Annotated in this window: 20 protein-coding genes and 2 pseudogenes; 19 read left to right on the top strand and 3 right to left on the bottom strand. The window is 65.9% G+C overall.

Annotated features, from left to right (window positions below; all coding sequences use genetic code 11):
• The 14 genes and pseudogenes from GX543_RS02485 to GX543_RS02545 form a co-directional block, all read left to right on the top strand.
• Positions 1-758: DUF933 domain-containing protein (locus tag GX543_RS02485; RefSeq protein WP_290849552.1), on the top strand; the 758-nt coding region annotated here is incomplete at its 5' end.
• 33 nt (positions 759-791) lie between these two features.
• Positions 792-1,073: a type II toxin-antitoxin system RelE/ParE family toxin gene (locus tag GX543_RS02490; protein WP_290849554.1), complete on the top strand. Its 282-nt coding sequence runs from the start codon at positions 792-794 to the stop codon at positions 1,071-1,073.
• A gap of 34 nt (positions 1,074-1,107) precedes the next feature.
• Complete coding sequence (locus GX543_RS02495; RefSeq protein ID WP_290849580.1) at positions 1,108-1,362, top strand: HigA family addiction module antitoxin; 255 nt, start codon at positions 1,108-1,110, stop codon at positions 1,360-1,362.
• Between the two features lie 23 nt (positions 1,363-1,385).
• Positions 1,386-1,730, top strand: a complete 345-nt coding sequence (locus GX543_RS18765; RefSeq protein ID WP_366929047.1) for a GDSL-type esterase/lipase family protein — start codon at positions 1,386-1,388, stop codon at positions 1,728-1,730.
• Between the two features lie 180 nt (positions 1,731-1,910).
• Positions 1,911-2,252 (top strand): hypothetical protein, encoded by a 342-nt coding sequence (locus GX543_RS02500; protein WP_290849556.1) that lies wholly within the window; start codon positions 1,911-1,913, stop codon positions 2,250-2,252.
• Positions 2,242-2,940 (top strand): MmcQ/YjbR family DNA-binding protein, encoded by a 699-nt coding sequence (locus GX543_RS02505; protein ID WP_290849558.1) that lies wholly within the window; start codon positions 2,242-2,244, stop codon positions 2,938-2,940. The genes GX543_RS02500 and GX543_RS02505 overlap by 11 nt, the downstream gene beginning before the upstream one ends.
• 170 nt (positions 2,941-3,110) lie before the next feature.
• Positions 3,111-3,344, top strand: coding sequence for a hypothetical protein (locus GX543_RS02510; RefSeq protein WP_290849560.1), 234 nt, complete (start codon positions 3,111-3,113; stop codon positions 3,342-3,344).
• Complete coding sequence (locus tag GX543_RS02515; RefSeq protein WP_290849562.1) at positions 3,334-3,648, top strand: type II toxin-antitoxin system PemK/MazF family toxin; 315 nt, start codon at positions 3,334-3,336, stop codon at positions 3,646-3,648. The genes GX543_RS02510 and GX543_RS02515 overlap by 11 nt, the downstream gene beginning before the upstream one ends.
• A gap of 46 nt (positions 3,649-3,694) precedes the next feature.
• Complete coding sequence (locus GX543_RS02520; RefSeq protein WP_290849564.1) at positions 3,695-4,099, top strand: hydrogenase; 405 nt, start codon at positions 3,695-3,697, stop codon at positions 4,097-4,099.
• A 28-nt stretch (positions 4,100-4,127) separates the two neighbouring features.
• Complete coding sequence (locus GX543_RS02525; RefSeq protein WP_290849565.1) at positions 4,128-4,412, top strand: type II toxin-antitoxin system Phd/YefM family antitoxin; 285 nt, start codon at positions 4,128-4,130, stop codon at positions 4,410-4,412.
• The gene (locus tag GX543_RS02530) at positions 4,409-4,672 is read left to right on the top strand and encodes a type II toxin-antitoxin system RelE/ParE family toxin (RefSeq protein WP_290849566.1); all 264 of its coding nucleotides are present in this window, start codon (positions 4,409-4,411) and stop codon (positions 4,670-4,672) included. The genes GX543_RS02525 and GX543_RS02530 overlap by 4 nt, the downstream gene beginning before the upstream one ends.
• Positions 4,669-5,382 (top strand): YdeI family protein, encoded by a 714-nt coding sequence (locus GX543_RS02535; protein ID WP_290849568.1) that lies wholly within the window; start codon positions 4,669-4,671, stop codon positions 5,380-5,382. Before GX543_RS02530 ends, GX543_RS02535 begins: the two co-directional genes overlap by 4 nt.
• A gap of 133 nt (positions 5,383-5,515) precedes the next feature.
• Positions 5,516-5,845, top strand: coding sequence for a hypothetical protein (locus GX543_RS02540; protein ID WP_290849570.1), 330 nt, complete (start codon positions 5,516-5,518; stop codon positions 5,843-5,845).
• A gap of 104 nt (positions 5,846-5,949) precedes the next feature.
• Positions 5,950-6,896: pseudogene (locus tag GX543_RS02545) on the top strand (DUF1214 domain-containing protein).
• Between the two features lie 6 nt (positions 6,897-6,902).
• Here the strand turns inward: GX543_RS02545 and GX543_RS18770 are convergent.
• Positions 6,903-7,064 (bottom strand): annotated as a pseudogene (locus GX543_RS18770) (DUF6157 family protein); the annotation flags it as partial.
• 183 nt (positions 7,065-7,247) lie between these two features.
• Here GX543_RS18770 and GX543_RS02550 point away from each other — a divergent pair.
• A complete protein-coding gene (locus GX543_RS02550; protein WP_290849571.1) occupies positions 7,248-7,601 on the top strand; it encodes a helix-turn-helix transcriptional regulator in 354 nt (117 codons plus the stop codon).
• A gap of 76 nt (positions 7,602-7,677) precedes the next feature.
• Positions 7,678-8,118, top strand: a complete 441-nt coding sequence (locus GX543_RS02555) for a YtoQ family protein (RefSeq protein ID WP_290849572.1) — start codon at positions 7,678-7,680, stop codon at positions 8,116-8,118.
• 37 nt (positions 8,119-8,155) lie between these two features.
• On the opposite strand, the gene arfB is transcribed toward GX543_RS02555, so the two are convergent.
• Positions 8,156-8,599, bottom strand: coding sequence for an alternative ribosome rescue aminoacyl-tRNA hydrolase ArfB (arfB, locus tag GX543_RS02560; RefSeq protein ID WP_290849573.1), 444 nt, complete (start codon positions 8,597-8,599; stop codon positions 8,156-8,158).
• Between the two features lie 262 nt (positions 8,600-8,861).
• Between arfB and GX543_RS02565 the strand changes: the two genes are divergently transcribed.
• From GX543_RS02565 to GX543_RS02575, 3 genes are read left to right on the top strand one after another with little or no spacing between them, the layout of a single operon-like run.
• Positions 8,862-9,131: a hypothetical protein gene (locus GX543_RS02565; RefSeq protein WP_290849574.1), complete on the top strand. Its 270-nt coding sequence runs from the start codon at positions 8,862-8,864 to the stop codon at positions 9,129-9,131.
• Positions 9,132-9,164: 33 nt separating this feature from the next.
• Entirely contained in the window at positions 9,165-9,416 is a 252-nt protein-coding gene (locus GX543_RS02570; protein WP_290849576.1) for a type II toxin-antitoxin system Phd/YefM family antitoxin, read from the top strand.
• Positions 9,417-9,671: a Txe/YoeB family addiction module toxin gene (locus GX543_RS02575; RefSeq protein ID WP_290849578.1), complete on the top strand. Its 255-nt coding sequence runs from the start codon at positions 9,417-9,419 to the stop codon at positions 9,669-9,671.
• Between the two features lie 13 nt (positions 9,672-9,684).
• Here GX543_RS02575 and GX543_RS02580 read toward each other — a convergent pair.
• A partial coding sequence (locus tag GX543_RS02580) for a lipase family protein (protein WP_290849579.1) occupies positions 9,685-9,993 on the bottom strand: 309 nt, incomplete at its 5' end.

The following is a 9,993-nucleotide window of genomic DNA, read 5'->3' on the forward strand; positions in this document are numbered from 1 at the left end:
CCGACGACGACGTGGTGCACGTCGACGGTCGCGTCGATCCGCTCGCCGACATCGAGGTGATCGAGACCGAGCTGATCCTGGCCGACATGCAGACCCTGGAGAAGGCGATCCCGCGCCTGGAGAAGGACGCGCGCAAGAACAAGGAACTCGCCGCGACCCTCGAGGCCGCGAAGAAGGCCCAGGAATACCTCGACGCGGGCAAGACCCTGTTCTCGGTGAAGGACTCCTTCGACCTGTCGACGGTGCGCGAACTGCACCTGCTGACCGCCAAGCCGTTCCTGTACGTCTTCAACGCCGACGAGTCGGTGCTGACCGACGATGCCCGCAAGCAGCAGCTGCGCGAGTCGATCGCCCCGGCCGACTGCGTCTTCCTCGACGCGAAGGTGGAGAGCGAACTGCTCGAGCTCGACGAGGAGGACGCCCAGGAGCTCCTCGACTCGATCGGCCAGGACGAGCCCGGCCTGCGCCAGCTCGCCCGCGCGGGCTTCCACACCCTCGGCCTGCAGACCTACCTGACGGCCGGCCCAAAGGAAGCGCGCGCCTGGACCATCAAGCAGGGCGACACCGCCCCCAAGGCCGCCGGCGTGATCCACACCGACTTCGAAAAGGGCTTCATCAAGGCCGAGATCGTCTCCTTCGACGACCTGGATGCCGCCGGCACGATGAACGACGCCAAGGCCGCCGGCAAGGTCCGCATGGAGGGCAAGGACTACGTGATGGTCGACGGCGACGTCGTCGAGTTCCGGTTTAACGTCTAGCGTTATTGACGCTCCCCGTCATGTGCTGGTCGTGTGATCAGGTCGTTCGGGAGCAAGGACACCGAACGGCTGTGGCGTCGTGAGCGTGCGCGCTCGATCGATCCGAGGATTCAGCGGGTCGCATTGCGCAAGCTTCGTCAAGTGGGGTCTGCAGAATCGCTCGACGATCTTCGTATCCCGCCAGGAAACCGGCTGGAAGCTCTGAAGGGTGATCGTGCCGGTCAGCACAGCATTAGAGGTAATGACCAGTGGCGGATCTGCTTCGTGTGGACCGACGCCCGGCCAGAGGAGGTGGAGATCGTTGACTATCACTGACAAGGTCGAGCCGATCCACCCTGGTGAGGTCCTCATGGAGGATTTCATCGAGGGCTTCGGCATTACGCAGAACAAGTTGGCGGTGTCGATCGGTGTGCCGCCGCGGCGGATCAACGAGATCGTGCACGGCAAGCGGGGGATCTCGGCTGACACGGCACTGCGGTTGGCGAAGTACTTCGGTACGACTGCGGAGTTCTGGATCAACCTGCAGAGCCGCTATGAACTCGACCGTGCAGAGGACGCTGCAGGGGAGCAGATCGCCGCGATCGTTCCGCTGCAGGTCGCGTGAGCGACTTGGTCGCTCCGCACGCGATGCCTGACCTTCGGGTGTGTTTCTTCGGGGACTCCTTCGTCGCAGGTCTGGGTGACTCAACCGGTCTCGGATGGGTGGGGAGGGTATCCGTCGCGGCGCGAGCCGCTGGACACAGACTGACTTCATACAATCTGGGCGTGCGGCGGGAGACCTCCGTGCAGGTCGTGGGCCGTATCCCGGTTGAAGCACCACCACGACTGTTGGATGCAGAGGATGCGCGACTCGTCCTTTCCTTCGGGGTGAACGACACCACTGAAGTCGATGGGCGGGCGCGAGTTTCACTCGATGAGACTGTGCGAGCGGTGCGATTCGCCGCGGGCTGCATGCCGGTCGACCGGCTGTAGCTCGTGGGGCCGCCGGCGATCTTCGACGACGAGCAGAATGAACGGATCGAGCGTCTGGATCAGGCGATCTGCGAAGAGGCGAGGGATCTCGGTATTCGATTCATCTCTACGTTTCAGGTGAGGGCATCGACTCTGTCGTACACGCGCTCTGACGTCGCTGGTCATGAGTAACTTGGCGGCATGAAGAGCACAGTCCCCGATGATTGCGGAAACTCACCTCGGAATCTCCTCGTGAGTCAGTTCTCGGTGGACTGGGCGGCGGGAAACATCGATGGTCTGCGGCCGTTGCTCGCCGACGACGTGCGGTGGGAAGTAATGGGAGATCCCGAGCATGAGGCGGAGTCGTCGCTTTCACTCCCGCGGGAGGTGCGGGAGGTCGAGGTCTTCACCGCGATCAATCACGGCAGAGCGGCTTCGTGCAACGGACGCATGCTCACGGCTACGGAGCGGATCGACTTTTGCCACGTGTTCCGATTCTCGGGGGTTGCCAGAACCGAAGGAAAGGCGAGGCATGCGCGGTGAGGAACTGCAACGACTCGCTCGCGAGGCGGCCCAGATGCTGGCGGGCGTGAGCGAGAGCTATCCGTTCACCGAGCACTTGCTGGTCTACAAGGTCAACGGGCGAGTGTTCCTCATCGTCACCGAGGATCCAGACGAGCCGATCATCACGGTCAAGGCCGAGCCGCCCCGCGCCGAAGCGCTGATCCGCGAGCACCAGAGCGTCCAGCGCGGCCGCTGCCTCGACAAGCGTCACTGGATCTCCATCGGCTCCGGCGAGTCCGTCACCGCGTCGCTGATCGGGGACCTCGTCGAGGACTCGTACGACCTGGTGGTCCAGCGGACGACGCGGCATCCAAGCCCCGAGGAGTTCTTCGCCGGCCGGCCGCTCGCGCTGGCCGTGTTCGAGCGTGTCCTGGACGCTGTCACTCCGGATGGGCTGATCGAAGTGCGGGTATCGAAGAGCCAGGTCGCACTCCGACGTCGGCGGGGCTTCGCCTACCTATGGCTGCCGGGCCAGTACCTCAGCCGGCCGGACGCCGAGGTCGTGCTCTCCATCGCGGCAGGACACTGCATCGAATCTCCCCGCTGGAAGCAGGTCGTCGAGCCGACGCCGGGACAGTGGATGCACCACCTCGAGATCCGGGACATCTCCGATGTCGACGAAGAGGTCGCCCGGTGGCTGCACGAGGCGGCCGTCCGGGCTGGGTGACCTCCGCCAGATTCCGACGACGACGTCGGGATGTCTTTCCACCCATGTGTTCCGTTTCTCGGGGGCTGCGTCGAGTCGCTGCCCGCGCGCGAGCGGGACGAGCTGCGACGCGCACTCAGCGGATGTCATCTACTCTAGATCTGTCTTACATATCGTGAGACGCTGGGCATGTGGCTGCAACGATCACATTTCGCCCTGACGATGACGCGCGGCTGGCGCTCGAAGTGCTGACTGCCGACGGCACGCCGGTGTCGCGCGTTGTGCGCGATGCCCTCGTCGAGGCGGCGGCACGTCATGCGAAGGCGCGCCTCCGAGACGAGGCCGCAGCCCTGGCTGCCGACGAGGAAGACCGGAAAGAATCCGCCCGAGTGTTGCGTGACATGGAGTCGTTACGTGCGTGGTGACGTCTTTCGGCTCAATGCGCCGCGACACGTTCCAGGGCACGAGCAGGCGGTGCGACGCTATGCCGTTGTCGTGCAGGCTGACGAGCTCGACAGTCTGTCGACGTGGCTGGTGGCGCCGACATCGACCTCTGCCAGGCCGGCGACTTTTCGTCCGGAGATCGAGATAGACGGTCGTCGGACGCGAGTGCTCGCCGAGCAGGCCAGTGCCGTCGATCCGAATCGTCTTGGCGAGCGCGTGGGGCACCTGGAGCTCGACGAACTGCGAGCGGTCGATGCCGCCCTGCGGTTGGTGATGAGCCTGTAGTGGAGACGTCCAGCATCGGGTCTGCAACGGGTCTAAAATCAGAGAGATGCAGACGACGCTGTTCGTTCTGGGTCTGGTCCTGTTTCTGCTCGGCATGCTGACCGGCCTGGCCGTCCCTGCGTCGAAGAACCCCCGGATGGGAGTGGCCAGCCACCTCGAGGGCGTGATGAACGGGCCATTCCTCATCGTCGTCGGACTGTTGTGGCCGTACCTCGATCTGGCGCACGGCTGGCGGTTGGCGGTCGTGATCCTGCTGGCCTACGGCACGTATGCGTACTGGCTGGCGACCCAGCTCGGGGCGCTGTGGGGTGCGGGTGGCAAGTATGCGCCGATCGCCACCGGCGAGCATGTGGCATCGCCGACGAAGGAGAACGTCATCAACGTTCTCCTGGTCTCGCTCACGCCCGCCATGATCGTCGGCTGCGTCATTCTCGTCGTCGGCGTCGTGTAGCGGGGTCACTCGAGCTAGAATTGTGTACATGAGTACGTTGCCGATCGCCGACGTCCGCGCAAACCTCTCCAAGCTGGTAGACGAGGCTGTGCGCACTCATCGGCGGGTGGAAATCACCAAGAACGGGCGACGAGCCGCAGTGCTGATGAGTGCCGACGACTACGACTCGCTGATGGAGACGCTCGATATCTTGGACGACCGGGAAGCGATGGAGGCAATTCGCGAGTCGGATGCTGATATCGCCGCAGGCCGGCTGTACTCCCTGGAAGAGGTGGAGGCCGAACTCCGCGCGAAGGGCGTCATCACTTCATGACCTACCGGGTCGAGCTGACTCGACGCGCGCGGCGAAGCCTGTCCGAGGAACTCCCCGAGGTTGTGGCGTCGGCGTGTTGGGAGTTCATTCGCGGTCCGCTCGCCGAGAACCCCCATCGGGTGGGCAAGCGATTACGAAACGAGCTGGCCGGCCGCTGGTCGGCGCGGCGTGGCGCTTTCCGGGTTGTTTACGAGATTCATGAGGACGTTGTCGTCGTACGGGTGATCGACGTACGGCATCGCCGCGACGTGTACAGGTGACGCAGCCGGATCCTCGCGCGGTGAGCGCCGTTGGCTCCTACGGTGGGCATATGGCCTCTGAATCCGGAACGCCGGGCGGCAGCACCGAACGTCCGGCGATCTTCTTCCGCGACGCCGGTCAGTTCCGCGCATGGCTCGAACGCCACCACGACACCGAATCCGAACTGTGGATGGAACTCCGGCGCGCTCACGTCGACGATCGCGGACTGACCTGGTCGGAAGCCGTGATCGAGGCGCTGTGTTTCGGCTGGATCGATTCGGTGTCGCAGCGGATCGACGACGATTCCCGCCGCCAGCGCTGGTCGCCGCGCACCGCCCGGAGCACCTGGTCGAACGTGAACATCGCGCACGTCGAACGGCTCACGGCGGAGGGCCGCATGCATCCGGCCGGCCTCGCGGCGTTCGAACGGCGCACCGTCGACCGGTCGGGGACTTACGCGCACGAGAATCCCGAGGCGGACCTCACGCCGGACCTGCAGGCGATCGTCGACGCGTCGCCCGGCACCGTCGCCTTCCTCGCGGAGGCGACCCCCGGGTATCGGAAGGCGGTGCGGCACTGGCTCATGTCCGCGAAGCAGGCTTCCACACGGGAACGCCGCGCGCGGCAGCTCGTCGACTGCTGTGCAGCGGGCGAGCTCATTCCGCCGCAGCGGGCTGGGCGAACGCCGGCGTGGCTCGCGCGTGCGGCCGCGGCGGCCCAGGGTGACTGACCGGCTCGCAGAAAAGAGAGGGCGAAGCGGTAGTACAGATTTCGGCTCAGTCGAAATCTGTACTACCGATCAACCAGGGTCGTCAGATGGTCAACCCGTCGGTGTTCAGAAAGTGTTGAAAGGGGAGGCGACAGTGCGTGAGGATGTCGACGAATACCGCAGAATCCGCGCCTGGCTGATCGGCGCCGTCCACGAGCTGCCGACGGGAATCCTCGACGGCCAGAACGGTGCGACGATCGCACAGTGCGCGGAGATGCGCGACGAGTTGGACGGCTTCGCGGCACTTTGCGAGCGCCTCGGGCTGGCGGATCATCGCGGGTTCATCGAGGACTGCCGCTGGCACTTCGAGCACTACGCGCATTACCTGGGTCGACGTCGGCACTTCGTCGACTACCCGACGTATGTGTCGGATCGGGGCGGGCCGCTCAGCGTACGGATTCCGTCCGAGGCGCATCTGCGGTGACACCGAAATCTGGAGTACTGCCTTTCTCCTTCGTCAATGGGACTTGATGAGGGTTGCCGCAGTGCGTTCTGCGGGTGGCGCAATAGATCAGGAGATCCGAGTACATGACCATCAAGGTGAATGCCGACAACTTCGTCCGCGCCGAGACCCTCGGATGTTCTCGGACAATCAGGCGATGGCCGGGGGTGCCGGACGGTTTCTGCACAACCGGACGCCGGCGCCGATCGACGCCCAGACGGTGATCCGACTCAATCGCGACACCCTCTACAGCTTCGCCGTCGTCGACCTTCGGGAACCGGCCCGCCTGACGCTGCCGAACTCCGGCGGCCGCTACCTGTCGGCGATGATCGTCAACGAGGACCACTTCATCAACAAGGTCCTGCACGAACCGGGCGAGCACCTGCTCACCAGCGACGAGTACGGCTCCCGCTACGTGTTCGTCGCCGTGCGGATCCTCGTCGACCCCACCGAACCGGACGACGTCGCCGCCGTGTCGGAACTGCAGGACGCGCTGGTCCTGGCCGGCCCGTCGCAGGAACCGTTCATCATGCCCGACTACGACATTCCGAGCCTTGATGCGACGCGCACCGCGCTACTCGAACTCGCCCGCGGCCTCGACAGCTTCGACCGGTCGTTCGGCACCCGGGACGAGGTCGACCCGATCCGGCACCTGATCGCCTCCGCCGCGGGGTGGGGCGGGCTGCCGTCGTCGGAGGCGGCCTACGTCGGCGTCGACCCGCAGCTGCCGCCTGGCGATTACGAGCTGGTGTTCCGTGATGTTCCGGTGGACGCGTTCTGGTCGGTGTCGGTCTACAACGCCCAAGGCTTCTTCGAACCGAACGCGCAGGGGTTGTACACCGTCAACAGCGTGACCGGCGTCCGCGACGACGACGGCTCGATCACCGTACGGTTCGTCGCCTCGGCCGACGATGAGGTCCCGCCGAACGCCATCGTCGCTCCGGACGGCTGGAACTACCTCATCCGCCTGTACCGGCCGCGCCCGGAGATCCACGACGGCCGGTGGACCCCGCCGGCGTTGTCGAAGCGGTAGGGCCGATCAGCTGTGCTTGGAGCGCATGGCCTTCAGCTGCTTCACCTCGGGGTCGGTGGCGAGGGCCCGACAGTCGTCGGAACCGAGCGCGACCAGGGCGACGCGGCTGTCGGCGTCGTGGTGGATACCCCACCCGTACCGCTTGGGCAGCGGCGAGGCCCGCAGGCACGCCTGACTCTGGCGAAGAACGCTTCACGAGCGTCGGCACGTTCCTCGTCGGCGACCTGGGTCAGCGTGCTGCGGTAATTCGTGCTTCCCATGCATCCAGTGTCGATCCACTCGACCGGTTGCGCTTGTAGAAATGCGACCACCGCCGCGTGGGCCGAATTACCCACGCGACGAGCTCGCAAGATGCAGTGGCGACGCCTCGACGCCGACTACGAGCTGGCACGGTCGCGGATCCTGCTCGGGCGGGCCCTGCAACTGCTCGGCGACGATGCCGGCGCTCTCCTCAACTTCCGTTCGGCACGTGCCGCATTCGATACCCATGGGGCAGTCATCGACACCGCTGACGCCGCCGACCGGGCCGGGGAGGCGACCCTGCCCGGCGGGCTTACCGCCCGCGAAGTCGAGGTGCTGCGCCTCGTCGCCGCCGGCGAGACCAAGGCGCAGATCGCCGACGAGCTGACGCTGTCGGTCAAAACCGTGGCCCGGCACCTGTCGAATAGCTTCACCAAACTCGACGTCGGCTCGCACCACGTTTAGCGTTTCCGCGAGACTCTTGGGATGGTGGACGGCAGAGAGCACAGCCCGCTGTCGACAACATTCAGGAGCCTTAGAAATGACCTTCACCGTCTACCTTTCCGGCGAGATCCACACCGACTGGCGCGACGAGATCCAGCGCGGCGCGCAGGCCGCCGGGCTGGACGTGACCTTCACCGCGCCGGTCACCGACCATCCCGCCAGCGATGCCGCCGGCGATCATCTCGGCGAGACTCCGGACCAGTTCTGGCGGGATCACCAGTCCGCCAAGGTCAACGCGATTCGCACGCGCACGCTGATCGAGCAGGCCGACCTGGTGGTGGTGCGCTTCGGTGACAAGTACAAGCAGTGGAACGCCGCCTTCGACGCCGGCTACACCGCCGGTCTGGGCAAGTCGTACATCACCCTGCATGACGCGGACATCATCCATCCGCTCAAGGAAGTCGACGCCGAGGCGCTGGCCTGGTGCAAGACCACCGACCAGGTCGTCGAGACCCTGCGCTACGTGCTCAAGGCCTGAGCCTCAAGGCCTGAGCGCCGGCGCTGGACTCGCCGGTCTACTCCGCCGAATCCGGCCGACGCCGGTTCGCCTTGGTGACGCCGCGACGGGTCTTGGCCTCCAGTCGGCGTCGCTGCGAACCCCGTGTCGGCCGGGTCGGCCGCCGCGGCACGGCGGGAGCGACCGCCTCGCGCAACAGGTCGGCGAGGCGCTGACGGGCCGCGACCCGGTTACGCCGTTGCGAGCGTTCCTCGGAGGCGGCGATGGTCAGCACCGTGCCGTCGAGGCGGGCCGCGAGATTCCGCAGCACCCGAACCCGCTGGGCGTCGTCGAGCGCTGTGGTGGCGCTGAGGTCCAGGCTGAGCTGGACCCGCGAATCGGTGGTGTTGACACCCTGACCGCCGGGGCCGGACGACCGGGAGAACTGTTCGACGAGCTCACTCGCCGGCACCCGGAGGCCGTGCGGCGCACCGGGTCCCGAAGGGATGAGCAGATCGTCCATGGCTTCATTGTCCCGCAGGTCCGGCCGGTCACTACTCTCGGACGAGTGAAGAGTCGGGGGAACGTGGAACGGGTGGAGCGCTCACGGGGCGTCGGACGCTGGATACCGGTGATCGCCTTGGGTGTGCTCGCCGTCGCGTTCACCGCGGATGCGATCTCCGGGGATCGGTGGTTCGCCTGGCTGGGCGCGGTGGCGGCCGTCCTACTCGGCCTCTGGTGGGGGGTTCGGCGACACGATCAAGCTGTCGATCCGGGAGTCCGAGGTGGTGGTCAGCGGACCGTTCTATCGGCGCCGCATACCGGCTGCCGAGATCGTGGGTGCGAGCGTCGCGCTGGACGACGGCACCACCACCGGCTGGCTGAACTGGCCCGTCACCCGCTCCGCAGCCGACAAGATCGTCCGGTTGAACCTGGGTGGATCGGCGTCGGTGACGCTCGACCTCGCCGACGGCTCACGGATCCAGTTCGTAGCCGCCGATTTGGCCGCCGCACAGGCGATACACGACAGCATTGAAGCGCCACTGGTACCGTAAACAGGTACAAGTCTTGATGGGGAGGGGTGACTGATGTCGATCAGTGCCAGCGAAGCACGCAAAACGCTGTTTCCGCTCATTGAGCAGGTCAATGACGATCGCCAGGCGGTTGAGATCGTTTCTCGGAAGGGGAACGCGGTGCTCATGTCGGCGGACGAGTACGCCGCATGGCAGGAGACGGCATATCTGTTCCGGTCTCCGGCAAATGCGCGCCGCCTGCTGGATGCGTATGAACGTGCGCGGGCCGGTGAGTTCGAGGAGCACTCGCTCGACCTGGAGGATTGAGTGCGTCTCGTCTGGGACCGCGCCGGATGGGAAGACTACGTCCACTGGCAGTCCGCCGACCGCCGGACACTCAAACGAATCATCGTGCTGATCGGCGCCTGTCTACGCGACCCCTATGCCGGGGTGGGGAAACCTGAGCAGCTCAAATATGGGGCGCAGGGTGCCTGGTCGCGCCGAATCACCGAAGAGCACCGGCTGGTTTACCTCGTCGACGGCGACGACCTGATCATCCTGCAGGCGCGCCACCACTATTGAGGGAGCCCGGCCTTCAGCGCAGCCGGGCGTCGAGCCAGCGCAGCGCGGGGGCCTGCGTCGACAATCCGATGACGTGACCGAGCATCGTGCCGGGCAGCACCGACGGAATGTTCTGGTAGTGCGCGGTCACGTCAGCACCCAGAGCCTGCCAGCCGGCCACCATGCGCTCGGTGCCGGCGGCGGACACCACGTCGTCGCCGCGGTTCTGGCCGACGAAGACCGGCATCGTCGGCCGAACCCGGCCCAGACGCTGCTCGTCGACCAGCGACGCCCACGGATCCTCGGCCAGATGGGCGACGATCGGCCGGCCGTCGACGGTGTA

This window comes from Gordonia sp. (in: high G+C Gram-positive bacteria) (genome assembly GCF_012515855.1).
Lineage (GTDB): Bacteria > Actinomycetota > Actinomycetes > Mycobacteriales > Mycobacteriaceae > Gordonia.

Bases quoted from the DNA above. Each gene is read 5' to 3' on its own strand.
- GX543_RS02555 (WP_290849572.1), top strand. From the start codon at position 7,678: ATGACCTTCACCGTCTACCTTTCCGGCGAGATCCACACCGACTGGCGC.
- GX543_RS02525 (WP_290849565.1), top strand. From the start codon at position 4,128: ATGAGTACGTTGCCGATCGCCGACGTCCGCGCAAACCTCTCCAAGCTG.
- arfB (WP_290849573.1), bottom strand. From the start codon at position 8,599: ATGGACGATCTGCTCATCCCTTCGGGACCCGGTGCGCCGCACGGCCTC.
- GX543_RS02550 (WP_290849571.1), top strand. From the start codon at position 7,248: ATGCAGTGGCGACGCCTCGACGCCGACTACGAGCTGGCACGGTCGCGG.
- GX543_RS02570 (WP_290849576.1), top strand. From the start codon at position 9,165: ATGTCGATCAGTGCCAGCGAAGCACGCAAAACGCTGTTTCCGCTCATT.
- GX543_RS18765 (WP_366929047.1), top strand. From the start codon at position 1,386: ATGCCTGACCTTCGGGTGTGTTTCTTCGGGGACTCCTTCGTCGCAGGT.
- GX543_RS02495 (WP_290849580.1), top strand. From the start codon at position 1,108: ATGGAGGATTTCATCGAGGGCTTCGGCATTACGCAGAACAAGTTGGCG.
- GX543_RS02500 (WP_290849556.1), top strand. From the start codon at position 1,911: ATGAAGAGCACAGTCCCCGATGATTGCGGAAACTCACCTCGGAATCTC.
- GX543_RS02520 (WP_290849564.1), top strand. From the start codon at position 3,695: ATGCAGACGACGCTGTTCGTTCTGGGTCTGGTCCTGTTTCTGCTCGGC.
- GX543_RS02530 (WP_290849566.1), top strand. From the start codon at position 4,409: ATGACCTACCGGGTCGAGCTGACTCGACGCGCGCGGCGAAGCCTGTCC.
- GX543_RS02505 (WP_290849558.1), top strand. From the start codon at position 2,242: ATGCGCGGTGAGGAACTGCAACGACTCGCTCGCGAGGCGGCCCAGATG.